The sequence below is a fragment of the Polaromonas sp. P3_B1 genome (genome assembly GCF_056402935.1).
The window spans coordinates 41,769-68,171 of sequence record NZ_JBFUGK010000031.1; the positions used below are offsets into that span (position 1 = coordinate 41,769).

Here is a 26,403-nt window from a genome sequence, read left to right on the forward strand (position 1 = left end):
CCGATCCCACGAGCATGAAAAAACTCTGGATGGCCTTGACGTTTTTGGCGGGTGGCTTTGCGCATGAGCTGCGCAACCCGATCAACTGCCAATGCATCAGTTCTCGCCCGGCCGTCGTCTGGCGCACGGGCCGCAGGCAGGGCTGAGCGCCGCCAGCCCCCATCCCCACCTTCCCCCAGCGGAGGAAGGAGCAATTCACCTGCACTCTTGCTCCCTCCCCTCACTGGGGGAGGGCGGGGGTGGGGGCCAGCGGACCTCAGAACACCGGGCCGGAGATTTGTACCGCAGTGTGTCCAGCAGCCCTGCGCGTACAGAACATTGCGTTGCGAAGATATCGCCGACAAACCGGCGCCTTGTAATTCATCTGTGCTTCGCGAATGCCAGGGGCGCTTTTCTCGACGCATTTTTTTTAACTTCCAAAAGGAAAACACCATGACCACCATCAACCTGCTCGACAAAGTCCTCTACACGGGCAAGACCCACACCACCGGCGGGCGCAACGGCGAATCCCGCAGCGCCGACGGCCGTCTGGACATCAAGCTCTCGCCACCCGGCAGCGCAGGCGCGGGCACCAACCCCGAACAGTTGTTCGCCGCCGGCTGGTCTGCCTGCTTTATAGGCGCCATGGGCCGTGCCGCCGCCGCGCAGAAAGTCAGCCTGCCGGTGGGCGTGGCCGTCGATGCCGAGGTCGACCTGGGTACGGCTGGCGAGGCCTTCTTCCTGCAGGCGCGTCTGAATGTCATGCTTCCGGGGCTGGACAGCGCGACGGCGCGCAGCATCGTGGATGCCGCCCACCAGCTGTGCCCCTACTCCAAGGCCACGCGCGGCAATATCGATGTGGAGATCAACCTGGTTTAAACCTGCATAGTGCGCACGGCCAAGCCGGCCTGCCTGAGTGATCGGCAGGTCGGCTCTTTTGATGTCAGGGTTCAGCGGGCGAAGAAGCGGGCATCACCAGCCGCGCAGCCAACCCGCCGCCGGTGCGGTTGGCCAGGCTCAGGTGGGCTCCTATCGATGCGGCCAGCTGCTGCGCAATGGCCAGGCCCAGGCCGGTGCCGCCGGTATCGCGGTTCCTGGAACTTTCCACGCGATAAAACGGCTGCAGCACCGCCTCGAGCTCAGACTCCGGGATGCCGGGCCCGCGGTCCAGCACCGAGATCTCAATGGCCTGGTCGGCCTTGACTTGCACGGCCAGCTCGACTTCCTTGCCGAACTTGAGCGCGTTGTCGCTGAGATTGGTCAGGATGCGGCGCAGCGCCAGCGGCCGGCTCATCACGGGTCGGCCGACCCGCCCGCTCACCGTGACTTGTTTGCCGGCGTCCTCGTAGTCGCAGCGCAGGGTGTCCAGCAAGGCATCAAGGTCCACCTTGCGTGCTTCCTCGTCGGCGCCATGCAGGCTGCGCGCATAGGCCAGCGCCTCGCGCACCAGGGCCACCATTTCATCGAGGTCGTGCTGCAGCTTGCCGCGCTGTTCTTCGTCGTCCATCAGGTCGGTTCGCAAGCGCATGCGCGTGATGGGCGTCTGCAGGTCGTGCGAAATGGCGGCCAGGATTTGTGTGCGCTCGGCCAGGTAACCGGCAATGCGCCGCTGCATGGCGTTGAAGGCGCTGGAGGCGCGCGCCACCTCGGTCGGGCCGCCTTCGGGCAGCGTCGTTCCCTTGAGGTCAGGACCCAGCGCATCGGCCGCATGGGCCAGGCGCCGCAGCGGCTGGGTCGCGATGCGCACCGCAAAAAAAGCGCAGACGGCCAGCAGCGACAGCTGCAGCAGCAGCAGCGCCGGCAGCCAGGGCGAGATCGGCGTGGCCGCGGCCCAGAGGTTGATGGTCACCGGCGCGCCGTCACTCAGGCGCAGGTGGATGTGCACGCGCTTCGGGTCGCCCGGGATCGCATTGACCGTGACCTGGTAACGCTTGTCCACCGCATTGGCGATCGATGCGCTGACGCGCGCGACGATCTCGTTGTCGCCGCCGGGCTCGGTGATGCCGCCGTCCAACTGGTAGCGGTAGTTCTTGCGGTCTATCAGCGGCAGCCAGTTGGGGCGCTCGGCCGGCGGCACGCGGTCCAGGATGGCGACGGAGCTGGTGATGTCTTTTTCGAGGTTGTCCAGCATCAGGTCGCGGCCCACCAGGCCGCGCTCATACATCACCAGCAGGTAAGACATGGCCTGGGCCGCCAGTATGCCCAGCAGCAGGATCAGCATCAGCCGCGCGAACAGGCTGTGCGGCCAGCGCGGCCGGGCGCCTGGGTGGGCTGGCGTCATGCGGACTCCGCCCGGCCCTGCACCGCGGCGCTGAACACATAACCCTCGCTGCGTACCGTCTTGATGTAGCGCGGCTCGCGCGCCCCGTCGCCCAGGCGCTGGCGCAGCCGGCTCACCAGCAGGTCGATGGAGCGCTCGAACAATTCGGCGTCGCGCCCCTGCGTGAGGTTGAGCAGCTGGTCGCGGTTCAGCACGCGCTGCGGATGGTCCAGGAAGACGCGCAGCAGCCGGTATTCGGCGCCGCTGAGCGGCACCAGCGTGCCGCTGGCGTCCAGCAGGTGGCGGCCGGTGGTGTCGAGCTGCCAGTCGCCGAAGCTCAGCAGGTGGGACGGTTCCTCCACCTGCAGGTTGGGCGGCAGCATGCGCGTGCGGCGCAGCACCGAGCGTATGCGCGCCAGCAGTTCGCGCGCCGCGAAGGGCTTGGCCAGGTAGTCGTCCGCGCCCATCTCCAGGCCCAGGATGCGGTCGGCTTCCTCGTTGCGCGCGGTCAGCATCAGGATGGGAATGGCCTTGTGCTTGCCGGCGCGCAGGTCGCGGCACAGGGTGAGGCCGTCCTCGCCGGGCAGCATCAGGTCCAGCACGATCAGGTCCACGGCAGCGTTCTCCAGCGCGGCGCGCATGTGCCGACCGGATTCCACCTTGGTCACGCGCAAGCCGTTTTTCTCGAGGTAGCTGCCCAGCAACTCCCGGATTTCACGGTCGTCGTCAACAATGAGGATGTGGTCTGGCTGCTGCTGCATGGCTGTCCTGGAAAAAATCCCAACCCCGGCATTGTGCCCCCGGGGCCGGTAAGGCGCTGGCCTTATTGGGCCAGCAGCGCCTGTATGGTCTTCTCGGTCTCGGCGTAACGCCCTTCGCCGAAATGGCTGTAGACGACCATGCCCTTTTTGTCGATAAGGTAGATGGCCGGCCAGTAGTTGTTGCTGAAGGCGCGCCAGGTGGCGTAGCTGTTGTCCTGCGCCACGGCATGCTGTATGCCCAGGCGCTCCATCGCGGCCTTCACGTTCTTCGTCGATTTTTCATACGCGAACTCCGGCGTGTGCACGCCCACCGTGACCAGGCCCTTGTCCTTGTATTTCTCATGCCAGGACTTCACGGCCGGCAGGTGGTTCAGGCAGTTGATGCAGGTGTAGGTCCAGAAATCGACCAGCACCACCTTGCCCTGCAGCTCGGCCATGCGCAGCGGCGCCGAACTGAGCCAAGTGTCTATGCCCGCGAACTCGGGCGCCGCCGTGGGCGTGCGCCCCAGCGAAAAGAAAGCCGAAGCATCAGGCATGGCAAAGGCGGCGGCTGTGGCGGCGGCAGCGGTGGCCAGAAATTGGCGGCGAGCGGTCATGGTCAGTCCTTGGGTAGTGAGGGATGAAACGCGGCATTGGAAGAATCCAGCTGCCCATGCAGGCATTGGAAGGCCGCGAGGTATCCCTGGTGTATCTTGCCCGGGCCGGTGCGTATGGCCGGGTATCGGAGGGATGCGCGGATACAGTGGAATACAAAAACCGATGGGAATTGGACAAATGTTTGCGGCTTGTCTTGTTTGGTTGTATTATGCAACCATATAGGTTGTTCAAGACAACCTATCCGTGAAAATAACAATAAAAGGAAATCGCATGACATCACAACAACTCACCGCGGCCAGCAAGTTCCTCAGCCTGGTGCTGCGGCACAAACCGTCCACCATAGCGCTTGAGCTTGATGCCGCCGGCTGGGCCGGTGTCGACGAACTGCTCGCCAGAGCCTCGGCTGCGGGGCACACGCTTTCCCGTGCCTTGCTCGAAGAGGTCGTCAGAACCAGCGATAAAAAGCGTTTCGCGTTCAGCGAAGACGGGCTGCGCATACGCGCCAACCAGGGCCACTCCGTCGAGATTGAACTGGGCTTGCCGCCTGTAGCGCCGCCGGCCAGGCTGTTTCACGGAACCGCGTCGCGTTTCCTGGAGGCAATACTGGCCGAAGGCCTGAGCAAACGCCAGCGCCATCATGTGCACCTGAGCGAAAGCAGTGAGACCGCTACTGCCGTGGGCCGGCGCTACGGCCAGCCGGTGCTACTCGCCGTTGACGCCCAGCGGATGGCGGCCCAGGGTTTTGCGTTCTTTCGATCGGACAACCATGTGTGGCTGACCGACCACGTGCCGGCGGTCTACCTCCGCGTCGTCGAAGCCGGGAGCCTTGAGTGAAGCTGGCTACCGCTCCCCACATAGAACAGCGGCGCTTATGGCCAACTGAGGGACAGCATGTATTGGCGCACCACGACGCGGAGACCATCGTCGTTTACCAGGCCTATCGACCCAGCACGACCGTATACGCCATCAAGCATGGGCAGCTGGGCGGCCCGGACTTCAGCTTCAGCCGCATGAGCTGGATCAAGCCCAACTTCCTGTGGATGATGTACCGGTCAGGCTGGGGCACCAAGGACGGGCAGGAGGGGGTTTTGGGTTTGAGGCTGAGGCGAACGTTCTTCGACTCCTTGCTCGAGGCTGCCGTGCCTTCCACTTTCGACAGCGGGACTTACGCCAGCCCGCAGGATTGGCAGGCTGCCGTGGCGGCTTCGAACGTCAGGCGCCAGTGGGATCCGGACCATGCACCATCGGGAGCGAAGCTGGCCCGCCGGGCTATCCAGCTTGGTTTGCGCGGAGAAGCTCTACGTGCCATGGCCACGGACGAACTGCTGGAGGTGATCGACATGAGCGACTTCGTCGCATCACAGCGCCCGCATGCCACGGATGATGACCCGACCCTGCTGCTGCCGGTCGAAACGGTTTATGCCAGCCGAGCCGCACGCTGAATGCCTGCCTAGCTGCGCGGACTGAAGGTCCTCGGGAAATACATCACCGCGCTGCGGTCCTTGAGCCGGTAGCCCATGGCGGGCCGGGGCGAACCGACGTCCAGGGACCCGTCTTCCTTTAAAAAATCCGCCGCGAGGGCGCGGGTGCGAAAACCGCTCTTGTCGATGGGCCGCCCCAGCACCACTTCATACATCTTCTGCAGCTGCGGCAGCGTGAAGGGCTCCGGCAGGAGGAAGGCCGGCAGCGAGGTGTATTCCACCTTGCTTCGCAAGCGCTCCAGCGCGGCCTGCAGGATGTCGCCGTGGTCAAAGGCCAAGCGCTTGCGCGGCGACAGTTCATCGACCGGATGCCATTTGGCGGGTTTGGCCTCGTCCTGCACCAGCTTCACGGAATCGGCGGGCAGCAGCGCAAAGTAGGCATGMGTGGCCGACCAGCCGCGCGGGTCGCGCGTCTTGCCGCCCCAGCTGCCCAGCTGTTCGAGGTAGGGGCTCTTGACCCCGGTCTTGTCGAGCAGCTTGCGTTTGGCGCAAGCCAGCAGCGAATCATCCTTGTCCACGTCCACAAAACCGCCCGGCAGGGCCCAGGCATTCGGGTAGGGCTCTTCAGGCCCACCCGGGCGCTGGACCAGCAGGACCTGCAATTGCTCGTCGAGCACCGTGAAGATCACGATGTCCACGGTGGTCAGCGGTCGCTCAAAGCTCAGGGTGCTCTTTTTGGTGGCCATGTCTGCATTCCTGTTTGACAAACTTGAATTAAGTTGTATTATGCAACTTATAAATAGGTTGTTCAGTACAACTTACTGACGATCAAGTAGCGAATCAGTCAACCAGAAGGAGAATGCACCATGTTAGGTATCCGGTTCATCAAGTCACAGCCCACGGTCCATTTGATCCAGTTCAAAAAGGGCAAAGTGGTCCGGGAGGGCGCGGGCCAGTCTTTTTATTACTACGCACCCACCTCCACCGTGGTCGCGGTGCCCGTGGCCAGCGCCCACCACCCCTTTATGCTGACCCTGGTGACTTCCGACTTCCAGAACGTCACGGTGCAGGGCCAGGTCACCTACCAGGTCAAAACCCCCCAGCTGACGGCCCGCCTGATGGATTTCTCGCTCAAGGCCAACGGCCAGGGTTATGCCTCGGATGATCCGCTCAAGCTGGGCGACCGCGTCGGCATGCAGGTCCAGGTCATCATCCAGCAGAAAGTCCAGGCGCTGGCGCTCAAGGAAGCCTTGCTGTCCTCGGCCGAAATCGCCCGCCATGCCGAAGCCAGCCTGGGCGCGCAGCCTGAGATTGCCGCGCTGGGCCTGCAGGTCCTGGGTGTTTCCATCCTGGCCATCAAGCCGACGCCGGACATCGCCCGCGCCCTGGAAGCCGAATCGCGCGAGGCCAACCTCAAGGCCGCCGACGACGCGATCTACCTGCGCCGCATGGCCGCGGTCCAGAACGAGCGCTCCATCCGCGAGAACGAGCTGGACACCGAAGTCGCCGTGGAAGACAAGCGCAGCCAGATCGAGGACGCCAAGATGGCCGCCAAGGCTTCGGTGATGCGCAAGGAAAACGCCCTGCGCACCGAGCAGATGGATTCGGATGTCGCGCTCGAGGAAAAGCGCAAGCTCTACGTGAACGGCCAGGCCGCCAACTCGCGCACCCTGGCCGAAGCGGAAGCCGCCCGGCTGGACGCCATCATGAAGACCTTCCAGGCGGTGGACCCTCGCACCATCCAGGCGCTGGCCTCCGCCGGCATGGACCCGGCCCAGCTGATCGCCCAGGCCTTTGGCGGCATTGCCGACAAGGCCGAGAAGATAGGGCAGCTGAATATGTCGCCCGAGTTGCTGAACTCGCTGCTGTCCGGTGTGAACAGCGCAGCCCGTTCCGCGCAGGTGGCAGCGGCCCGTAAGTAATCGAAAGCAGGAAAGGAAAGCAGCATGTCCGCAGCCGAGAACCGCAAGGTGGTATTGGTCACACGCCAGACCCGGCTCGAAGAGCTGGTGGCGCGCTACCAGACCCTGGGCCAGGCGCAGTTCTACCTGGAGCACCTGGGCGCCGACTTCAGCGACTACCTGCGCGAGAACGAGGCCTATGCCCGCAGTCTGCGGGTGGTCGCTGAAGCGCTGCAGGCCTGGGGCCGCTACCAGATCATCGATCGGGCGCATTTGACCAACTACATCTTTGCGGCCGACGACATCGTGGTGACGCTGGGCCAGGACGGTATGGTCGCCAACACCCTGAAGTACCTGAACGGCCAGCCGCTGGTGGGCGTCAACCCGGAGCCCAAACGCTGGGACGGTGTGCTGCTGCCGTTTGAGCCCTCGCAGCTTGCTTCGGTGCTGCCCGGGGTTGCCAAGGGCAGCCGCGCCACCTCGCTGGTCACCATGGCGGAGGCCAGGCTGTCCGACGGGCAGGTGCTGCGGGGCGTCAACGACCTCTTCATAGGCCCGAAAAGTCACACCTCGGCGCTTTACGACATCGAGTTCCGCGGCACGAAGGAAGCGCAGTCGTCTTCAGGCCTGATTGTCTCGACCGGGCTGGGCTCCACGGCCTGGCTGAAAAGCATCGTCACCGGCTCCGTCGGCATTGCCAATGCCGCGGGCTATGGGCACGGCGAGGGCTACGAGCCCATGCCGCGCGACACCGACCACCTGATTTTCGCCGTGCGCGAGCCTTTTGCCAGCCGGGCCACCCAGACTTCCTTGCTCTATGGGGCGATCGAGGAGACGGAGGTGCTGACTTTGCGCTCGCGCATGCCGGACAACGGCGTGATTTTTTCGGACGGCATGGAATCGGACTTCCTGCGGTTTACTGCCGGCATGGAAGCCCGCATCGGCGTTTGCGCCACCCGGGGCGTCCTGGTGGAATAACGGTAAACCGGCTGCTGCGAGAATCAGCGGCACTGTACCAATCAACCCCAATCAGCCTCAATCAATCCCAACGGAGGACACCATGAAGAAAAACATCCAGCTTCTGATCATCGACCCGCAAAACGACTTCTGCGACCTGCCGGCCGACTGGCTGCCCGTCGATCCCGTGACGGGGCAAACCACATCGCCGGCCCTGCCGGTGGCGGGCGCCCATGCGGACATGCTGCGCCTGGCCGGGCTGATCCGCGAAGGCGCCTCCGGCCTCTCCGCCATCGCGGTGACGCTGGATTCCCACCACAGGTTTGACATCGCCCACCCGACCTTCTGGCAAACCGGCGCCGGTGCGGCCGTGGGGCCGTTCACGGCAATTACCGCCGCGCAGGTGCGCAAGGGCGACTATGTGCCCAAAGACACGGCCATGCTGCCCCGGGCCCTGGCCTATATCGACGAGCTCGAGCGGCGCGGCCGCTACACCTTGATGGTCTGGCCGGTGCACTGCGAAATCGGCAGCTGGGGCCACAATGTGCACCCCGCCGTGAAGGCCGCCTACAACCGCTGGGAAGACAGCCGACTGGCCATGGTGCAAAAGATCAGCAAGGGCAGCAACCCCTGGACGGAACACTACAGCGCCATGCAGGCCGAGGTGCCGGATGCGGAAGACCCGGCAACGCAGCTCAACACGACCCTGATCGCGTCGCTGGACCAGGCGGACACGCTCATCATCGCCGGTGAAGCCAGCAGCCACTGCGTGAAGGCGACCACCGAACACATCGTCGCCAACCTGCCCTCCGGCAAGCCAGGCAAGGTGGTGCTGCTGACCGACTGCATGAGCCCTGTCGGCGGTTTTGAAGCGCAGCACCAGGCCTTCCTGGACGACATGGCCGCCCGCGGCGCGGTGCTGTCGACCAGCGCGGCCATGCTGGCCACCCTGCAAGCCAACGCATGAACGGGGCTTTCTTCCTCGTGACAAAGCCCTTCATGCAAGCTGATCTATAGCCGATTCAAGAAAGACAACTATGCGAACTGTTGCAGGCATGACTCTCTTCTGGAGAACGAACGAGGTGTTCAGCAACTGGAACCGGGGCGACTTCGTCGTCGATGGCCGGACCTTCAACTGCAGTGAGCAGTACATGATGTTTGCGAAGGCAATGCTGTTTGAGGACCTTTCAACCGCGGAGCTCATCATGGCTGAGACCAACCCCCGCAAGCAGAAGGCGCTTGGCCGCCAGGTCAAGGGCTACGTCGAGGCTGTCTGGCAAGCTCAGGCGGAAGACCTGATGTTCCCGGGCCTGCTTGCCAAGTTCTCTCAGGATGCAGAACGCAAGGCAGCCCTTCTGGCCACCGGCGACACCCTCCTGGTCGAGGCAGCTCCCGATGACGCCATATGGGGCATCGGCCTGGAAGAGTCCGACCCTCGTTGCCTGGACCCCCAGCAATGGCAGGGTCAAAACAAGTTAGGCCGTGTGCTCACCCGAGTCCGGGATGCTCTGAAGGCTATGCCGGCGTGAGCGGCGCGAAAATCCTGAAAACCCTCCAAGCCGGCGCTTGAGTAGCCCCTTTCCACAAACAAAGCCACTATGCAACCCATCATCCAAAGCCTGCTCGATACCGACCTCTACAAGTTCACCATGTGGCAAACCATGCTGCACAGGCATCCGCAAACCGAGGCGGAATACACCTTCGTCTGCCGCAACCAGCCGGGCTATCCACTGAGCGAGTTGCTGGGCGAAGTCAACGCGCAGCTTGACCATCTCTGCACCCTGCGCTTTCAGCCCGAAGAGCTGGCTTACCTGCGAGGGCTTCGCTTTATCAAGAGCGACTTTGTGGACTTTCTGCGCCTCTTTCAGTTCCAGCGCGAATTCATCACCGCCACGGCCGAGGGCCCTACGCTGGTGATCAAGGCCGTGGGCCCGCAGGTGCACACCATGGCTTTTGAAATCTTTGTGCTGGCCATCGTCAACGAGCTGTACTTCCGTCGCTTCGACCAGGCCGCCGCACTTGTGGAGGGCCGCAAGCGCCTGCAGGACAAGATAGACATCCTGCGCGCCTTCGAAAAAGAACCTGCGCTGCGCAACCCCTTCGAGTTTTTTGACTTCGGTGTGCGGCGCCGCTTCTCGCGCGACTGGCAGACCGAGGTGGTCACCACACTCAAGCGCGAAATTCCGCAGTACTTCAAGGGCACCTCCAATGTGCTGCTGGCCAAGGAGCTCAGCCTGGTCCCCATAGGTACCATGGCCCACGAATACCTGCAGACCTACCAGGCCCTGGGCATGACGCTGCGCGACTTCCAGCGCGCCGCGCTGGAAGACTGGGTGCAGGAGTACCGCGGCGACCTCGGTGTGGCGCTGACGGACGTGGTCGGCATGGACGCCTTCCTGGCGGATTTCGATCTCTATTTCGCCAAGCTGTTCGACGGCTTGCGCCATGATTCGGGTGACCCGTTTGCCTGGGGCGAAAAAGCCCTGGCCCACTATGCCAAGCTGCGGGTCGATCCGCAGAACAAGCGCCTGGTATTCTCGGACGGGCTCGATGTGCCGACCGTGCTCAAGCTGTACCGCGCGTTTGCCGCGCGCACCCAAACCGGCTTCGGCATAGGCACCAACCTCACGAACGACGTCGGGCTGACGCCGCTGAACATCGTGATGAAGCTGACCGGCGCCAATGCCAGGCCGGTAGCGAAACTCTCGGACAGCCCGGGCAAGACGCTGTGCAACGACCAGACCTTCCTGGCCTATTTGCGCCAGGTTTTCCGTTTCCCCGCGCAGGTTTAAGGACGCCATGCTCAAAATCACCGCTGCCCAGCTGAACTTCACCATCGGCGACCTTGCCGGCAATGTGTCCAAAATGGTCGCGGCCGCCAGCAAGGCCTGGACCGACCAGTCCGACATCGTTGTCTTCTCCGAGATGTCGCTCACGGCCTACTACCCGGGCGACATGCTGGAAGAAGAGGGCTTTATGGACCGCGTCGATGCGGCCCTGCAGGACCTGCTGCTGGCTTCGCGCCAGATCCCGAATCTTTATTGGGTGATAGGCCTGCCCGCACGCCGCGAAGCGCCGGGCAAGAAGCTGCGCAACAGCCTGTGTGTGATCAAGGGAGGCGAGGTGCTGCTCGAATACGCCAAGCAGCTGCTGCCCACCTACAACATCTTCGACGAGCGCCGGCATTTCGAGCCCGGCCAGGACGTGGCCAAGGTCTTGCGCATACGCGACGCCAAGGTGGGCGTGCTGATCTGCGAAGACGGCTGGAACGACGACGGCCTGGACTATGCGATCAACCCGTTCGACCGCATGCGCGATGCCGCGCCCGACCTGGTGATCTCCATCAACGCCAGCCCGTCCAACATCGGCAAGCGCGAGCAGCGCCACCAGATCTTCGGTGCCGCCAGCAAACGCAACCAGCTGCCCATCCTCTATGTCAACCAGGTGGGCGGCCATGACCAGCTGGTGTATGACGGCGCGTCCTTCGCAGTGGAGCCGCAGGTCGGCGTGGTGTTTGAGGCCGGGCGCTTCGCCGAAGACGTGACCACCCTGCGCTTTGAGAACGGGCGCTTTCTGACGCTGGCCGGGGACGCGCCCGCCGCCGTTCCGATGGAGGGCCTTTCGACCATGGCGTTTTACCGGCGACAGATTGTGCTGGGCCTCAAAGACTATGCGCGCCGCTGCGGCTTCAGCCGTGCGGTGATCGGCTCGTCGGGCGGCATTGATTCAGCCTTGACACTGGCACTGGCTGCTGAAGCCTTGGGCCCCTCCAATGTGACGGCCATCACCATGCCGTCACGCTTCTCGTCGGCCGGCTCGGTCGACGATTCTGAAATCCTGTGCCGCAACCTGGGGGTGGAGCTGCTTCACCACCCCATCGCCGGCATCGTGAACGAATTTTCCGGCGGCTTTGAAAGCGCCTTCGGCCAGGCGCTGCAGGGCATCGCGCTGGAGAACCTGCAGGCGCGTGCGCGCGGCACCATCCTGATGGAATACTCCAACAGCTTCGGCCACCTGCTGCTGACCACCGGCAACAAGTCCGAGATCTCCGTGGGCTACTGCACGCTGTACGGCGACACCAACGGCGGCCTGGGCCTGATCGGCGATCTCTACAAAACCGAGGTCTTCGCCTTGTCCAGCCATCTCAATGAAGCCGCGGGCACCGAAATCATTCCGCAGGCCATCATTGACAAGGCCCCCTCGGCGGAACTGGCGCCCGACCAGAAGGACGTGGACAGCCTGCCGCCTTACCCGGTGCTCGACGAAGTGCTCAAGCTTTTGATCGAGGGCCGGCGCCTGGCCGCATGGGAGTATGAGAAAGCTTTTGCCTTTGTTGCACAGCTTCGCAATGAGCCCGAGGGTTTCGCGATGGTCGAACGCATCAAGGGCATGATCGCCCGCAACGAATACAAGCGCCGTCAGGCGCCCCCCATCATCCGTTTGCGCGCACGGGCTTTCGGCTCAGGCCGCCAGATGCCGATTGCCGCCAAATTTAATTAGCTTGACCAGGCTCCCATGACATCAACTTCCAAACAACACGAGGTCTCGGTCTACATCGGCCGCTTCCAGATTTTCCACAACGGTCAACTTGCGCTGCTGCGCCGGGCGCTGGAAGTGGCACCGCTGTGCATCGTGGTGCTGGGCTCGGCTTACCAGGCACGCACGCCCAAGAACCCCTTCACCTGGCAGGAGCGGGCGGAGATGATTCGCCTGGCCTTGCCCGAGGCGGACAGGGACAGGGTCCGTTTTTTGCCGGTGCGTGATTACTATGACCCCGAGCGCTGGGTATCGGCGGTCAAGCACGGCGTGGCGGAACTGGCCGGCGACAAGGCTGGGTCCCCTGTGCTCGTCGGGCATTTCAAGGATGCGACCAGCGAGTACTTGAAGAATTTCCCCGGCTGGACGCTTGATGCCGTCGAATCGCAAGGCCGGATCGACGCCAGCGCTTTGCGTGACGCCTATTTCGGCAATGCCGGTGCGGCGCTGGAACCGGCGCTTGCCGCCCTGGTGAGCCAGGCGCCGGCCAGCACCGTTGCATTTCTTCGCACCTGGGCGGCCTTGCCTTATTTCCATGAACTCGCGCAGGAGTGGGAGAGCCTTAGACAGGAAAAGGCCAAGTGGGCAGGCGCGCCCTATGCGCCGGTTTTTGTGACGGTGGATGCGGTCGTCAAATGCAGCGGCCGTGTGCTGCTGATCCAGCGCGGGCGTTCCCCCGGCAAGGGCTTGTACGCGGTGCCGGGCGGGTTCATAGAGCAGCGCGAAACCGTGTACCAGTCAGCCCTGCGCGAACTCGAAGAAGAAACCCAGCTGCGTTTGCTGGCCGGCGACATGAAAAACGCCTTGAAAGCCGTCCATGTGTTTGACCACCCGGACCGCAGCCTGCGCGGCCGCGTGATCACACACGCGCATTTCTTCGACCTAGGTTCGCGCAGCCTGCCTGAAGTGCAGGCCGCGGATGATGCGGCGGCGGTGGAGTGGGTGCCGATCGAGAAACTGGCCGCCATGGAGGATCGCTTTCATGACGATCACTTCCATATGCTGGATTTCTTCTTTTCGTTGACGGACCGCATTTGAACGGTGCCGCGCGTGGCAATCTCTTCCATGTGCGTTGGTCTTTGGCCTTCACTAGCGCCTGACGACTCTTGACGATTAATGCAGCTCATCCAGCCACCCACCCCTCTTGCAACCCTGCCTCTTGACAAGGCGGTGTTCCTGGCCGGCTCCATCGACCTGGGGCACAGCGTTGACTGGCAAGCGGAACTGGCCTTGTCTCTTGCGGATTGCCCCGGAATTTTGCTCAACCCTCGCCGGGCGCAATGGGATTCAAGCTGGTTGGCGGAAGCCGGCTTTCCACCGTTTCGCGAACAGGTCGAATGGGAGCTGGCCGCGATGGAAGCGGCGGGGATGATCGCGTTCTACTTTGCCCCGCAATCACAAGCCCCCGTCACCTTGCTGGAACTCGGCCTCGCGGCCCGGGGACGCAAGGCGGTTGTCTGCTGCCCTCCGGGTTACTGGCGCAAGGGAAACGTCGATGTTGTGTGTGAGCGCTACAACATCCCCATGGTCGCGGCGCTTGAAGACCTTGGTCGGGAAATCCGGGCTTATTTGTCTTCGCGTCACGCGTTGGAATAGCTGTCTCTATCAGCTACGGGCAGCAAGAGTCGGCAACGCCCGGTTTTGATAGGGCCCTAATGATTCGCACGACATTGGCCTAAAAACCAACACTTGAGAGCTCTCTCAAGTAACAGTTCTTACATTTCGCCGCTTCAAATTTAAACTCTTGGTAACACCAGGCGCACGGCCTGGCGACAACAACAATGAATCAGGGAGAGCGTGATTGGCCAAGCCACACGATGACTTGGGTGTATCACTCGGGGAGGTGCCAGGGCGCACCAAAAAATTCGCCAAATCATGGATCACCTCGCGCAAGCTGTGCGCCGGCCTGGTTTTGGCCGCCTTGGCGGGACCTGCGCTTGCTCAGCCCGCGCCGCAAACCAGCGCTGACCAGGAGCAGCGCCGTGCCCAGGAGCGTGAGCGCTTGCTGCGCGAGCAGCAGGAGCGGGCGCCCGATGTACGCCTTCCAAACGCGCCCGAGGCCGAAAATGCAAGGCTACCCGCTGCGGAGTCGCCGTGCTTTCCGGTCAACACACTTACGCTTCGGATCATTGCGGGCGAGCAAGCCGCGCTGGCGTCCCGGTTCGCCTGGGCGCTCGATGCCGCAGCGGGGCCGGACGCCAAGGATTCACCGGTGGGCCGCTGCCTGGGCGCAAACAGTATCGGCATCGTGATCAAGCGCGTCCAGAACGCCGTCATTGCGCGCGGTTATGTCACCACGCGCGTGCTCGCCGAGCCGCAAGACCTCAAAACCGGTGTCCTCACGCTCACGCTGATTCCCGGCCGCATACGCGCTGTCCGGTTTTCGGAAGGCAGCGATGCGCGCGGCAATGCCTGGACGGCCCTGCCCGCCAAGCCTGGCGACCTGCTCAATCTTCGCGACATCGAGCAAGCCCTGGAAAACTTCAAGCGCGTGCCCACGGCCGAGGCCGACATCCAGATCGAGGAAGCGAAGACGCCTGAAGCCCGGCCCGGCGAAAGCGACCTGGTCATCAGCTACAAGCAGGCCTTTCCGTTTCGCCTCTCGGTGTTCGCCGACGACAGCGGCTCCAAGGCTACCGGCAAATACCAGGGCGGCATCACGCTGTCCTACGACAACTGGTGGACGCTCAACGACTTGTTCTACGTGTCGCTCAATACCGACCTGGGCGGCGGTGACGCGGGTGGCCGCGGCACGCGCGGCACCACGGTCCACTATTCCGTGCCTTTTGGCTACTGGACGCTGGGCGCCACCGTCAGCGACAACCGTTACTTTCAAAGCGTCGCCGGCCTCACCCAAGACTATGTCTACCGCGGCACCAGCAGCAACGCCGAACTCAAGCTCTCGCGTCTCGTCTACCGGGACGCCAGCCGCAAGACCACCGTCAGCGCCAAGGCCTTCCAGCGCCGTTCCAATAACTTTATTGACGATACCGAAGTCGAGGTTCAGCGTCGCGTGGTCGGCGGCTGGGAACTGGGTGTCGGCCACAAGGAGTTCATAGGCCAGGCCACGCTCGAAGGCAATCTGGCCTACAGGCGCGGCACAGGCGCTTTCGGCTCGCTGCCTGCGCCCGAAGAAGCATTTGGCGAAGGCACTTCGCGCTTTGCCCTCATCAACGCCGACGCCAACCTTCAGTGGCCCTTCAAGCTGGCCGGTATCGGCCTGCGCTACAGCGCCGCCTGGCGACTGCAGCAGAATCGCACGCCCCTGACCCCGCAAGACCGCTTTTCCATCGGCGGGCGCTACACCGTGCGCGGCTTTGACGGCGAGTCGTCGCTGAGTGCCGAACGCGGCTGGCTGCTGCGCAACGAACTCAGCACCGCGCTGGGCGATACCGGCCAGGAGGTTTACATCGGCCTGGACCACGGCGAAGTCGGCGGCCCCAGCAGCGAATTCCTGGCGGGAAAGCGGCTGACGGGCGCCGTCATCGGCGTGCGCGGCGGTTTCAAAAAGCTGCAGTACGACTTCTTCATCGGCGCACCCGTCAAAAAGCCCGAATTCTTCCGCACCGCCAACAGCACCGTGGGCGTGAGCCTCAGCGCTTCGTTCTAACGCTTTCCATTTTTTGTGATCCACGTCGCCCCTTCTCCATGAACAAGAACCTGCACCGCATCATCTTTAATTCAAAGCGCGGCCAGCGCATGGTGGTGGCCGAAACCGCCACCGGCCAGGGCAAGGCCGCCGGCGGCGAGACGGCGGGCAGGGTCGCCTCCCGGGAGTTTCTGGCGTGCCTGCACCCTGTGCGTTTTGCCGTGCTGGGCGCGCTGGGCGTGGTGCTCTGGCTGCAACCCGCCGTGCAAGCACAGGTCGTCGTGGACCCATCCGCCCCTGCCAACCAGCGCCCCACTGTGCTGCAAACAGCCAACGGCTTGCCGCAGGTCAATATCCAGACGCCCAGCGCGGCCGGTGTCAGCCGCAACACCTATATCCAGTTTGACGTTCCGCAAAGCGGCGTCATCCTCAACAACAGCCGTACCAATGTGCAGACCCAGCTGGGCGGCTTTGTCGGTGCCAATCCCTGGCTGGCCACGGGCCCTGCCCGCGTCATCCTCAACGAGGTGAATTCGGCCAACCCCACCCAGCTGCGCGGCTATGTCGAGGTTGCCGGCCAGCGCGCCGAAGTCATCATCGCCAACCCGGCGGGTATCAACGTCAACGGCGGCGGCTTCCTCAACGCCAGCCGCGTCTCTCTGACCACCGGCAGCCCGGTGCTGAACGGCGGCGCGCTTGAAGGTTTCCGTGTGCAGGGCGGCAACGTCAGTGTGGGCGGCACCGGGCTGGACACCAGCACGGCCGACTACACCGCCATCCTGGCGCGCGCCGTGCAGCTCAATGCAGGCATCTGGGCCAAAGAGCTCCGCGTGACGACCGGTGCCAACCAGATTGATGCGGCCCAGACCGGCGCCACACCGATAGCCGGCACCGGCCCTGCACCGACCTATGCGATTGATGTAGCCCAGATCGGCGGCATGTATGCCGGCAAGATTTTCCTCGTCGGCACCGAAACCGGCCTGGGTGTGCGCAATGCCGGCGTCATAGGCGCCAGCGGCGGCGATTTGGTGCTGCAGGCCAACGGCTGGCTCACCAACAGCGGGCAAATCCAGGCCGCCGGCAATACCCACATCACGACCATCGGTGCCATCACCAACACTGGTGCCGGTGCGGTCATCAGCGCCCAGGGCAACGGCGGCATCACCACGGGCGCAGGCTTGACCAACGAAGCGGGCGCCATGATGGTGGCCACAGGCACCCTGGCAGTGACCGCCGCAGGCGCGCTGCAAAACACGCAGGGCACAGTCGCGGCCAATGGCGCAGTTACCGTCAACGCCGCCAGCCTGTCCAATGCGTCCGGCACTGTCGCTTCGGTGGCAGGTGACCTTGCCGTCACAACCACAGGCGCCACCAGCAACACCGTGGCCGGCGGTGGCGCCCAGGGCGGGCGCTTGAGCGCCGGCGGCAATGTCGCGCTGAGCAACACGGGTCTCACCAACACCGGCAGCACGATCACCGGCGCGGCCGTCACCGTCGACACCCACCAGCAGGCCTTCAACAACACCGGCGGCAGTGTCTCCGCCAGCGGCATCACCACGATAGACAGCGGCATGTTGACCAACACCGCCGGGCTGATTCAATCCACCGGCGCCCTGGCCATCAACACCCATGGCCAGACGCTCACGAACACGAACGCCGCGGGCTACAGCGGCGGCGCGGGCGGCATCACTTCCCAAGGTGCTGTGACCCTGACCACCGGCGATATCAACAACGCAGCCGGTTCCATCGGCGCCAGGGGCGCAATGACCGCCAGCGCGGCCAATGTCAGCAACGCGGGCGGGCAGATCGTCAGCGAGTCCACCGCAAGCCTCACCACCACCGGCTTCAACAACAGCGGCGGCCAGTTGCAGGCCGCGGGCGATGTTTCCGTGGCCGCAGGGCCAGGCGCCATCAACAACACCGGCGGCCTGGTCCGCAGCGGCGAGACCGTCACCCTGGCCGCTGCCAGCGTCGTCAACAGCAGCACCTCCGGCGCCAACCAGGGCCTGGAGGGCAAGAACATCGCCATCACGGGCGCCTCGCTCGCCAACGATTCAGGCGCGATACGCACCAGTGCCAACACCACCGTCACCAGTTCCGGCAGCATCGACAACAATGCCGGGCTGATCAGCGCGGGCAACACGGCTACGCTGCAAGACACGGCCGCCGCCAAGACGCTGGCGATCAGCAATACCGGCGGCACTGTCATTGCCGGCACGTCGCTGGTGGCCAACGCCGCCAGCCTGGGCGGCGGCGGCAGCCTGCTGTCGCAGCAGGACCTGACCCTCACACTGACCAGCGATTTCGACAACACCGGCGAAGTCATCGCCAACCGTGACGTCACGGTTTCAACCACCGGCAACCTCAGCAACAGCGGCAAACTGCAGGCCGGGCGCAACCTGGCCGCTTCGGCCGTCAACGTCAACAACGCCGCCACCGGTGTCATCAGCGGCGTCAACACCACGGTGACGGCCGCCAACACGCTGACCAACCGCGGCGTGATCGACGGACAGGAAACCCGGATCAACGCCACCACGCTGACCAACATCGGCACCGGCCGCATCTACGGCGACCACATCGCCATTGCCGCCACCACCGTCAACAACAGCACCGAAACCGTGGGCGGCACACGCGCTGACGCAGTGATCGCGGCCCGGCAGCGGCTCGACATCGGCACGCAGGCCTTGAACAACGGCGAAGGCGCATTGATCTTCAGCGGTGGCACGGCGGCCGATGCGCTCACCATCGGCGGCAGCCTGGACGCCGGCGGCCACGCCACCGGCCAAGCCGGCACGGTCAACAACAGCGGCGGCACCATCGAGTCCCTGGGCGGTTTGAGCATCACGGCCGGGCAGATCAACAACACCAACCCCAACTTCGCCTACACCGTGCAGACCGGTAGCGCTAGCAACGGTAGCGGCAGGGAGTACATCACGGCGCAAGGTAATTACACGCCGAATGACATAGGCTGGGTGGTCAGCGCCGAGACCTACCAGGCGGCATCGCATGGCGGCTACGCATACTGGGACTCGACGGGCCTGCAACAAATTTATGGCGGCCCAGGACGATGGGTGTCGGAGACCAGCGAGCCACCGCCTTACACCGGCCACCTCAACACCGACGGCAAGGGCCGCATACTGCTGAAGGGCGCTCCCTACTCCGATCCCAAGTACGTGCCGTATTTCCTCGGCCCAAGCGCCTACGTGCCTGCTCATAACCTGTTAACAGGCGCCCGTGAAAGCCTGCTGTCTACCCCTGTCGCGGCGTTCTTCGGCTACGACGCCAGCAGCCCGGTGTGGGATATTTTTGGGGTTGCCCGGCCACAGACCACGTCTGATGTGGATGCCACTCCGTGGATCGCGCTGCAAGCACAGATTGATGCGATGCGCATGACCGTCGTTGCCAACGCCGTCTCCGTCGAGGGATTTCGCGACTACACTTCGACGCCGCAAACCCCCGTCATCACCCAAAGCAGCCCGGGCCGCATCCTGAGCGCCGGCGCCATGGCGCTCCACGCGGCGACTTCACTCGTCAACGACCAAAGCCAGATCATCGCGGGCGGCGCGCTCAACATCACCGGCCAGGCTGTCGACAACCGGGGCCGCACCATCACCGTCAATGCACAGCGCAACGGCACCGCCTATTTCTGGAGCAACTACAACGAAGGCTGCGGCGGCTTTGACGGCTGCGACTACAACTACAACGCCTATCGCGACGGCCCCTATACGCAAGACGTGCCGCAAACCGTCACGCTCAATCTTGCGCAAAGCCGCAGCTTCACCGCACCCGGCGGCACCGGCACGCAGGTAGCCGCCGCTGCGGGCGCCAGCATTGGCAGCAGCCCCAGCACGCCCGGCGCACTCAGCGCGGCCGGCGTGCACACCGTGCCCGTCAACCTCACCGTTCCCACCACCAGCCTCTTTCGCCTCAACCCCAACCCGGCCGGCGGCTTCCTGATTGAAACCGACCCGCGCTTTGCCAACTACCGCAACTGGCTGGGCAGCGACTACATGCTGGGCCAGCTCGCGCTGGACCCGGCCGTTACGCAAAAGCGCCTGGGCGACGGTTTTTATGAGCAGCGCCTCATCAACGAGCAGGTGGCCCAGTTGACCGGCCAGCGCTTCCTCGGCAGCTACACCAACGAAGAAGTCCAGTACAAAGCCCTGATGGATGCCGGCATCACCTATGCCCAGACCTACAACCTGCGCCCCGGCATCGCCCTGAGCGCCATCCAGATGGCCCAACTCACCAGCGATATCGTCTGGCTGGTCGAGCAGGAAGTGACGCTCGCCGACGGCAGCAAGGCCCGCGTCCTGGTGCCCCAGGTCTATGTGCACGTCAAGGACGGTGACTTGGCGCCCACCGGCGCCCTGCTGGCCGGCCAGAGCGTCAACATCAACCTGGCTGGTGAGCTGACCAATAGCGGCACCGTGGCTGGCCGCACCGTCGTCAACCTCACGGCTGAGAACGTGCAGAACCTGGGCGGGCGTATCACTGGCGACGCCGTGACAGTGGCTGCCCGCAATGATTTGAACAACATCGGCGGGCAGATCATTGCCGCCACCAGCCTGAACGCCAGCGCCGGGCGCGACCTCAATGTGGTCACCACCACCAGCAGTGCCAGCAACCAGACCGGCGGCACCAGTTCCAACAGCTTCAGCATGACGGGCATAGACCGCGTGGCGGGCCTGTATGTCAGCAACCCGGGCGGAACCCTGGTGGCCAGTGCCGGGCGTGACGCCAACATCATCGCGGGCGTCATCTCCAACAGCGGCGCCAATGGCAGCACCGTGATCAGCGCCGGTAACAACATCAACCTGGGGACCGTCACCACAGCCAACAGCAGCCTGCAGTCGCGCGGCGAAGACCACTTCCTGAAGGACAGCCAGACGGCCGAGGTGGGCAGCCAGCTGCAAACCGCCGGCGACCTGAGCCTGATCGCCGGCAAAGACCTCAATGCCAGAGCCGCCAACGTGCAGGCCGGTGGCGACCTGACGGCCACCGCCGGCAACAACGTCAACATCACCGAAGGCCGGCAGACCAACAGCTTCGGCTTTGCCTTGACCACCGCCGAGAGCGACATCTTCAGCTCCAGCAGCACCACAGAACGCCGCAGCAGCGACCAGAACAAGGCCGTCGGTTCCAGCCTGGGCGGCAACACCGTCACCGTGGTGGCCGGCAAGGACATCAACGTCAAGGGCTCCAACGTCATCAGCGACACCGGTACCACCCTGGCGGCAGGCAGCAACCTGAGCATCGAGGCCGCGCAGAACACCAGCAGCAGCACCTACTTCTACGAAAAGAAGGAGTCCGGTCTGCTGGACGGCGAAGGCGCAGGCATCACCGTCGGCACACGTGAGCAATCCACCGACCAGAAGAGCCGTGGCGCCACCGCCGCCGCCAGCACCGTGGGCAGCATTGGCGGCAACGTCACTCTGGTGGCCAATGAGGCCTACAAACAGGTCGGCAGCGACGTCATGGCTCCGGGCGGAGACGTCACCATCGTGGCGAAGACGGTTGACATTGTTGAGGCAAGGGAAGCCAGCCGCAGCGAGACCGAGCAGAAGTTCAAGCAAACAGGCTTGACGCTGGAGATCACCTCCCCCGTCATCAGCGCGATGCAAACCATCGACAAGATGAGCGACGCGGCCAGCGACACCAAAGACAGCCGCATGCAAGGCCTGGCCTTGGCCAACGCTGGCTTTGCGGGCAAGAACGCGTATGACGCCGTCAAGGCGGGGCAGGGCACCGACTTTGCCGACAAGAGCCATCAGGTCGTCAGCGAAGATGCTGCCGGCAACGTGACCAGCCGGGACGCCACCGCAGCCGAACAGGCCGGTGGCATCAACATTGCCATCAGCATAGGCAGCAGCGAAAGCCAGAGCAACTCCCTGAGCCAAAGCAACACCGCACGGGGCAGCGCCGTCACGGCCGGCGGCACCATCACCATCGCCGCCACCGGCGCGGGCGCCGACAGCAACCTCACCATCCAGGGCAGCAACATCGAAGCCGGCCGGGCGGTGCAACTGCTGGCCGACAACCAGGTCAGGCTTCTGGCCGCGCAGAACACCGCCAGCGAAAAAAGCACCAACAGCAACAGCTCCGGCAGCATAGGCGTCAGCTTCGGAACCGACGGCCTGTTGCTCAACCTGAGCGCCAGCGGCGGCAAAGGCCGGGGCGACGGTGAAGAAACCACCTACACCAACACCCAGGTCAAGGCCGGCGACCAGGTCAGCATCACCAGCGGCGGCGACACCACGCTGCAAGGCGCCGTCGTCAAGGCCAACCAGGTCAAGGCCGACGTGGGCGGTAACCTCAACATCCAGAGCCTGCAGGACACCAGCACCTACACCAGCGAACAAAAGAGCATGGGCGGATCGGTCAGCGTGGGCTTCGGCAAGATGAGCGGAAGCTTCAGCGCCTCCAACAGCAATATCGATTCCAACTTCAACAGCGTCGGCGAGCAAAGCGGTATCAAGGCCGGCGACGGCGGCTTCCAGGTCAATGTGGGCGGCAATACCACCTTGAGCGGCAGCGTGATCGCGAGCAACCAGGCGGCAGTGGAGCAGGGCAAGAACAGCTTCAACACGGGCGGAACGCTCAATATCGGCGACATCCAGAATAGCGCGAGCTATGACGCGAAGTCCGTCAGCATCAGCGTGGGGACCAGCCAGCAACCGACCGGAAAGTTAGGCATGAACGGCCTGGGCATCGGCTTTGGAAGCGAGAAGGGTAATGCCAGCAGCACCAGCAGCGCGGGTATCAGCGGCATTGCGGGCAATACGGCGGTTAGAAGCACGGATGCCGAGACGGGCCTCAAACCCATCTTTGATGCCGCCAAAGTGCAGGCCGAAGTCAACGCGCAAATGCAGATCACGCAGGCTTTCACGCGGGAAGCGCCTAAGGCGGTCGCAAGCTTTGCGGCCAGCCAGGCGGCCGCATTGCGAGATCAAAAGAACGAGGACGAAGCCAAAAAATGGGATGAGGGTGGAATTTACCGGATTGCGCTTCACACGGTCGTGGGTGCCTTGGGCGGCGGCTTGGATGGTGCCGCGGGCGCGGCAGTGAGTGCCAGTTCCGCCAACCTGATGAATGCTTTGCAAGATGGAATTCAACAAGGCTTGGTGGATGCGGGCCTGAGCGATAGCGCTGCCAAGGCGCTGGCGCAAACTGTAGCGACGTTGACTGCAGCAGGTGTGGGCGCTGCTGTGGGTGGTGCACAAGGGGCGGCAACGGCTGCGACTGTGGATGCCAATAATCGGCAGTTGCACTACACCGAAACACAAAAACTTACTGCGGCCAAAGCAGGAAAGACGACCGAAGAGAAGCGTCGACTGGATGCGGCGGCGTGCGCGTTGATCAGGTGTGCGGACGGCATTCCCGACAGTGATCCAAACTGGATCAAGCTCAACGATATGCAGCGTCAGGGAGATACCTACACAGCCGAGAAGGCCATTCTCCAGAAAACGGGTGAATTCGTTTATGAGCCTTTGGACTCGATACGAGACGGCCTGACTCGAAACGGAGAGGCTGTCACCCGAGTGGGCGGTGCCATCAATATGGGAGCTGGCGCTGTGGGAGTGGTGGGTGGAGGCGTGATTGCCACAGGGGGCGTGGTGTCATGCGCCGAAACATTAGGTCTTGGCTGCCTGGCAGTGCCGATTGGGGCTGGTATTGCCGGTATGTCAAACCAGCAAATGCAACAAGGCAATTCGGCATTTTCGGGACCCTACCAATCCAGTGAAGGCCAGCGCGTTCTGGATTCATTTAATCTGGCGACATACCCGGGCGAGCGTGATCCGCTTATGCTGATTGGTATTGATGCTGCCAAGCTCGGGCTTGCCTACCTGGGAGGAAAATACATTCCCAAGGCGCTGGCTAAGGCTGAGGGGCTGGGTGCGAGCACGGGAGTAAAGGGATCGGTTGCAGGAAATGGTGAAGTGGCAAACGGGGGTGTAGGTGTCACAACGGTCATCACACCAGAGATGGAGGCCAAAATCCTATTTGGTGAGCGAGTCACCAATGCAAGTGGAGTGCCGACAAATCGATTGATTGGTGCACACGGCGGCGAAATCTCCAATTCAAATACGAAATACGCTGTCGAGGTGCTTTCCGTGAATGCAGACGGAACACGAAACGCGAAGTTAGTGACGCAATTCAGTGATGGCAATCTTTCAAATATCAAATCAAGTACGTTGTTCCCTGAAAATTGGACATCCAACCAAACCATGAGCGCTGTTAAACAAGTGGGAGATATGCCGCCGGTTGCCACGCGAGCGGATGGAGCGACGCTTTATCAATCCACGGTTAACGGGGTCAAAATCGAAGTCATAAAAGTCGGCAACAATGTGACTGCTGCTTACCCATGTGGTCGTGGCTGTACATCGCCCACAACTTTTGCGGGGCAATAACATGTTTGAAAAATACTCTGCATACCTGGATGGGGATTTCTCCGTTGACTACTGGTCGGATGAAGGAATTGGCTACGCCATTACTTTTTTGGAAAAATTCACTGATTCAGACTGGGCTTCGCTTAAAGACGCCATTCAACATAAGCCGATTTCGTGGTTGATTCGCTGTGCGGAAACGCTTGGAGATGTTGGAGGAATCAGTTCATTTGATGTGCTGCTTGAACTGATTGCCGTGGAAAACGATGAAGTGAAGATATCAGCCCTTGATTCAGTGAATAGCCGCCTGTCTTTAGGTCTTGTTTTAGGCGAGAGTGTCGTAAAAATTCGTTCTGCCATCAAAATAGCTAAGAGTTCGGCTGGTACCGTGGCTTCTATGGTGTTGGATTCTTTGGAAAAGAGGCTGGGTTAAAACTGTGAGGACAACTCCAGGCGCGTCCACTGCATATCCGATGTAGTGAAAGGCGTCGAAAAGCTCGACTCCTTGCGGATGGAGTACTGCGATGATCGACATTCGCCCCACCAGAAAGCCTTGAAATGCTGCACGAAGAACGCGTCACGTACATGACTCTTAAGTCTTGGGCGCTGGATTGTTATTACGAAGGCTGCAGGGATCATGCGGTAATGAAGGGATGGCCTCATGAGCAAATCATGGGTTATGTGGACTATCAATTCGAGAATACCTTTGAACGCCCAGTAGAAATCTGTATGTGGCATGTCGTGTTGCTAGTGTTATCAGGTGGATGGCACCCGGATTGGAGTCTTCGTACTCGTCAACTGATCGTTGATCAGATTGCCGCGTATGGCCTGCAAAATCTTATTGCTGATGTTCCAAAGACCGAGGCTGATCTATTTCTGAACGACCTGGAAATTCTTAAGCTGATCTGAAACGCCACCTACTGTGGTTCTCCAGCGACTACATGCTGGGCCAGCTGACGCTGGACCCGAGCGTGACCCAGAAACGCCTGGGCGACGGTTTCTATGAGCAGCGCCTCATCAACGAACAGGTCGCCCAGCTCACGGGCCAGCGCTTCCTCGGCAACTACACCAGCGAAGAAGTCCAGTACAAGGCCTTGATGGACGCCGGCATCACCTTTGCCGGCACCATGAACCTGCGCCCCGGCATCGCCCTCACGGCCACGCAGATGGCGGCCCTCACCAGCGACATCGTCTGGCTGGTCGAGCAGACCGTGACGCTGGCCGACGGCAGCACCCAGCGCGTGCTGGTGCCCCAGGTGTATGTGCGTGTGCAGGCCGGCGACATCGACGGCGCCGGTACCCTGCTGGCCGGGCGCGAGCTCAACCTCAATCTTGCGGGCGACCTCAGCAACAGCGGCACCATGGCCGGCCGCACCGTCATGGCCCTCACGGCCGAGAACGTCAACAACCTGGGGGCCGCATCAGCGGCAATGCCGTGGCCGTCACCGCGCGCACCGACCTCAACAACATCGGCGGGCAGATAGATGCGGCCAATAGCCTCAACGTGGCGGCCGGGCGCGACCTCAACATCGCCAGCACCACCACAGCCCCCACCAGCACCCTCAGCAGCGTGGGCCCCACTGTTTCGAGCTTCACCGGCCTAGACCGCGTGGCCGGGCTCTACATCACCAACCCTGGCGGCACCTTGCTGGCCAGCGCCGGCCGCGACGCCAACATCGTCGCCGGCGTCATCCAGAGCCAGGGCAGCGCCCAGCTGCAGGCCGGCAACAACATCAACCTGAACACGGTCACCAAGTCCGACAGCGTCGATGCCACACGCGACGAGCGCAACTACACCCGCTTCTCCCAAAGCCAGGACGTCGGCAGCCAGCTCAGCGCCACCGGCAACCTCAGCCTCGTCGCCGGCAAAGACATCAACGCCACGGCAGCCAGCGTGACGAGCCAGCAGGGCGCCCTGGTCGCCAGCGCCGGCAACAACGTCAACATCAATGCCGGCAAGTCGCAGAGCTCGCTGGCCACCGCCACCTTTGTGGAAGACTCGGACGCGTTCAGCT

22 protein-coding genes are annotated in these 26,403 nt (G+C 62.9%); 18 read left to right on the plus strand and 4 right to left on the minus strand.

Annotation, left to right across the window (positions count from 1 at the left end; translation table 11 throughout):
* Positions 1-14 precede the first annotated feature (14 nt).
* On the plus strand, positions 15-146 hold the full coding sequence (locus AC1DXS_RS17585; RefSeq protein WP_477738763.1) for a hypothetical protein: 132 nt from the start codon (positions 15-17) through the stop codon (positions 144-146).
* Between the two features lie 286 nt (positions 147-432).
* Positions 433-858, plus strand: coding sequence for an organic hydroperoxide resistance protein (locus AC1DXS_RS17590; RefSeq protein WP_477738764.1), 426 nt, complete (start codon positions 433-435; stop codon positions 856-858).
* A gap of 64 nt (positions 859-922) precedes the next feature.
* Here the strand turns inward: AC1DXS_RS17590 and AC1DXS_RS17595 are convergent, their stop codons facing one another.
* The 3 genes from AC1DXS_RS17595 to AC1DXS_RS17605 form a co-directional block, all read right to left on the minus strand.
* Positions 923-2,260: an ATP-binding protein gene (locus tag AC1DXS_RS17595; protein WP_477738765.1), complete on the minus strand. Its 1,338-nt coding sequence runs from the start codon at positions 2,258-2,260 to the stop codon at positions 923-925.
* Entirely contained in the window at positions 2,257-3,000 is a 744-nt protein-coding gene (locus AC1DXS_RS17600) for a response regulator (RefSeq protein ID WP_477738766.1), read from the minus strand. Before AC1DXS_RS17600 ends, AC1DXS_RS17595 begins: the two co-directional genes overlap by 4 nt.
* Positions 3,001-3,062: 62 nt before the next feature.
* Positions 3,063-3,596, minus strand: a complete 534-nt coding sequence (locus tag AC1DXS_RS17605; RefSeq protein ID WP_477738767.1) for a thioredoxin family protein — start codon at positions 3,594-3,596, stop codon at positions 3,063-3,065.
* Between the two features lie 271 nt (positions 3,597-3,867).
* On the opposite strand from AC1DXS_RS17605, the gene AC1DXS_RS17610 reads away from it, so the two are divergent.
* Together AC1DXS_RS17610 and AC1DXS_RS17615 are read left to right on the plus strand one after the other, a co-directional pair.
* The gene (locus tag AC1DXS_RS17610; protein ID WP_477738768.1) at positions 3,868-4,431 is read left to right on the plus strand and encodes an RNA 2'-phosphotransferase; all 564 of its coding nucleotides are present in this window, start codon (positions 3,868-3,870) and stop codon (positions 4,429-4,431) included.
* A gap of 62 nt (positions 4,432-4,493) precedes the next feature.
* The gene (locus tag AC1DXS_RS17615; protein ID WP_477738769.1) at positions 4,494-5,039 is read left to right on the plus strand and encodes a DUF4291 domain-containing protein; all 546 of its coding nucleotides are present in this window, start codon (positions 4,494-4,496) and stop codon (positions 5,037-5,039) included.
* Positions 5,040-5,047: 8 nt separating this feature from the next.
* On the opposite strand, the gene AC1DXS_RS17620 is transcribed toward AC1DXS_RS17615, so the two are convergent.
* On the minus strand, positions 5,048-5,764 hold the full coding sequence (locus AC1DXS_RS17620; RefSeq protein ID WP_477738770.1) for an NUDIX hydrolase: 717 nt from the start codon (positions 5,762-5,764) through the stop codon (positions 5,048-5,050).
* Positions 5,765-5,884: 120 nt separating this feature from the next.
* Between AC1DXS_RS17620 and AC1DXS_RS17625 the strand changes: the two genes are divergently transcribed.
* The 14 genes from AC1DXS_RS17625 to AC1DXS_RS17690 form a co-directional block, all read left to right on the plus strand.
* Positions 5,885-6,940 (plus strand): SPFH domain-containing protein, encoded by a 1,056-nt coding sequence (locus AC1DXS_RS17625; protein ID WP_477738771.1) that lies wholly within the window; start codon positions 5,885-5,887, stop codon positions 6,938-6,940.
* 24 nt (positions 6,941-6,964) lie between these two features.
* Complete coding sequence (locus tag AC1DXS_RS17630) at positions 6,965-7,897, plus strand: diacylglycerol kinase catalytic domain-containing protein (protein WP_477738772.1); 933 nt, start codon at positions 6,965-6,967, stop codon at positions 7,895-7,897.
* Between the two features lie 82 nt (positions 7,898-7,979).
* Complete coding sequence (locus tag AC1DXS_RS17635; protein WP_477738773.1) at positions 7,980-8,843, plus strand: cysteine hydrolase family protein; 864 nt, start codon at positions 7,980-7,982, stop codon at positions 8,841-8,843.
* A 70-nt stretch (positions 8,844-8,913) separates the two neighbouring features.
* Complete coding sequence (locus AC1DXS_RS17640) at positions 8,914-9,405, plus strand: NADAR family protein (protein ID WP_477738774.1); 492 nt, start codon at positions 8,914-8,916, stop codon at positions 9,403-9,405.
* Positions 9,406-9,474: 69 nt separating this feature from the next.
* A complete protein-coding gene (gene pncB, locus AC1DXS_RS17645; protein WP_477738775.1) occupies positions 9,475-10,668 on the plus strand; it encodes a nicotinate phosphoribosyltransferase in 1,194 nt (397 codons plus the stop codon).
* Positions 10,669-10,675: 7 nt separating this feature from the next.
* Positions 10,676-12,376 (plus strand): NAD+ synthase, encoded by a 1,701-nt coding sequence (locus tag AC1DXS_RS17650; RefSeq protein ID WP_477738776.1) that lies wholly within the window; start codon positions 10,676-10,678, stop codon positions 12,374-12,376.
* A gap of 15 nt (positions 12,377-12,391) precedes the next feature.
* The gene (locus tag AC1DXS_RS17655; RefSeq protein WP_477738777.1) at positions 12,392-13,450 is read left to right on the plus strand and encodes an NUDIX domain-containing protein; all 1,059 of its coding nucleotides are present in this window, start codon (positions 12,392-12,394) and stop codon (positions 13,448-13,450) included.
* Positions 13,451-13,528: 78 nt separating this feature from the next.
* Positions 13,529-14,008, plus strand: coding sequence for a nucleoside 2-deoxyribosyltransferase domain-containing protein (locus AC1DXS_RS17660; protein ID WP_477738778.1), 480 nt, complete (start codon positions 13,529-13,531; stop codon positions 14,006-14,008).
* A 310-nt stretch (positions 14,009-14,318) separates the two neighbouring features.
* Positions 14,319-16,022 (plus strand): ShlB/FhaC/HecB family hemolysin secretion/activation protein, encoded by a 1,704-nt coding sequence (locus AC1DXS_RS17665; protein ID WP_477738785.1) that lies wholly within the window; start codon positions 14,319-14,321, stop codon positions 16,020-16,022.
* Between the two features lie 38 nt (positions 16,023-16,060).
* Positions 16,061-24,412 carry a hemagglutinin repeat-containing protein gene (locus tag AC1DXS_RS17670; RefSeq protein ID WP_477738779.1) on the plus strand — a complete coding sequence of 2,784 codons (8,352 nt, stop codon included), beginning with the start codon at positions 16,061-16,063 and terminating at the stop codon, positions 24,410-24,412.
* A 1-nt stretch (position 24,413) separates the two neighbouring features.
* The gene (locus tag AC1DXS_RS17675) at positions 24,414-24,821 is read left to right on the plus strand and encodes a hypothetical protein (RefSeq protein WP_477738780.1); all 408 of its coding nucleotides are present in this window, start codon (positions 24,414-24,416) and stop codon (positions 24,819-24,821) included.
* A gap of 125 nt (positions 24,822-24,946) precedes the next feature.
* Positions 24,947-25,297 (plus strand): hypothetical protein, encoded by a 351-nt coding sequence (locus tag AC1DXS_RS17680; protein ID WP_477738781.1) that lies wholly within the window; start codon positions 24,947-24,949, stop codon positions 25,295-25,297.
* A gap of 32 nt (positions 25,298-25,329) precedes the next feature.
* Positions 25,330-25,872 carry a hypothetical protein gene (locus AC1DXS_RS17685; RefSeq protein WP_477738782.1) on the plus strand — a complete coding sequence of 181 codons (543 nt, stop codon included), beginning with the start codon at positions 25,330-25,332 and terminating at the stop codon, positions 25,870-25,872.
* The coding region (locus AC1DXS_RS17690; RefSeq protein ID WP_477738783.1) for a hemagglutinin repeat-containing protein at positions 25,824-26,403 on the plus strand (580 nt) is incomplete at its 3' end. The genes AC1DXS_RS17685 and AC1DXS_RS17690, both read left to right, overlap by 49 nt.

Excerpts from the sequence above, each read along its gene's own strand:
- AC1DXS_RS17585 (WP_477738763.1), top strand. The coding sequence starts at position 15 with ATGAAAAAACTCTGGATGGCCTTGACGTTTTTGGCGGGTGGCTTTGCG.
- AC1DXS_RS17590 (WP_477738764.1), top strand. The coding sequence starts at position 433 with ATGACCACCATCAACCTGCTCGACAAAGTCCTCTACACGGGCAAGACC.
- AC1DXS_RS17595 (WP_477738765.1), bottom strand. The coding sequence starts at position 2,260 with ATGACGCCAGCCCACCCAGGCGCCCGGCCGCGCTGGCCGCACAGCCTG.
- AC1DXS_RS17600 (WP_477738766.1), bottom strand. The coding sequence starts at position 3,000 with ATGCAGCAGCAGCCAGACCACATCCTCATTGTTGACGACGACCGTGAA.
- AC1DXS_RS17605 (WP_477738767.1), bottom strand. The coding sequence starts at position 3,596 with ATGACCGCTCGCCGCCAATTTCTGGCCACCGCTGCCGCCGCCACAGCC.
- AC1DXS_RS17610 (WP_477738768.1), top strand. The coding sequence starts at position 3,868 with ATGACATCACAACAACTCACCGCGGCCAGCAAGTTCCTCAGCCTGGTG.
- AC1DXS_RS17625 (WP_477738771.1), top strand. The coding sequence starts at position 5,885 with ATGTTAGGTATCCGGTTCATCAAGTCACAGCCCACGGTCCATTTGATC.
- AC1DXS_RS17630 (WP_477738772.1), top strand. The coding sequence starts at position 6,965 with ATGTCCGCAGCCGAGAACCGCAAGGTGGTATTGGTCACACGCCAGACC.
- AC1DXS_RS17635 (WP_477738773.1), top strand. The coding sequence starts at position 7,980 with ATGAAGAAAAACATCCAGCTTCTGATCATCGACCCGCAAAACGACTTC.
- AC1DXS_RS17640 (WP_477738774.1), top strand. The coding sequence starts at position 8,914 with ATGCGAACTGTTGCAGGCATGACTCTCTTCTGGAGAACGAACGAGGTG.
- pncB (WP_477738775.1), top strand. The coding sequence starts at position 9,475 with ATGCAACCCATCATCCAAAGCCTGCTCGATACCGACCTCTACAAGTTC.
- AC1DXS_RS17650 (WP_477738776.1), top strand. The coding sequence starts at position 10,676 with ATGCTCAAAATCACCGCTGCCCAGCTGAACTTCACCATCGGCGACCTT.
- AC1DXS_RS17655 (WP_477738777.1), top strand. The coding sequence starts at position 12,392 with ATGACATCAACTTCCAAACAACACGAGGTCTCGGTCTACATCGGCCGC.
- AC1DXS_RS17660 (WP_477738778.1), top strand. The coding sequence starts at position 13,529 with ATGCAGCTCATCCAGCCACCCACCCCTCTTGCAACCCTGCCTCTTGAC.
- AC1DXS_RS17670 (WP_477738779.1), top strand. The coding sequence starts at position 16,061 with ATGAACAAGAACCTGCACCGCATCATCTTTAATTCAAAGCGCGGCCAG.
- AC1DXS_RS17675 (WP_477738780.1), top strand. The coding sequence starts at position 24,414 with ATGTTTGAAAAATACTCTGCATACCTGGATGGGGATTTCTCCGTTGAC.
- AC1DXS_RS17680 (WP_477738781.1), top strand. The coding sequence starts at position 24,947 with ATGCTGCACGAAGAACGCGTCACGTACATGACTCTTAAGTCTTGGGCG.
- AC1DXS_RS17685 (WP_477738782.1), top strand. The coding sequence starts at position 25,330 with ATGCTGGGCCAGCTGACGCTGGACCCGAGCGTGACCCAGAAACGCCTG.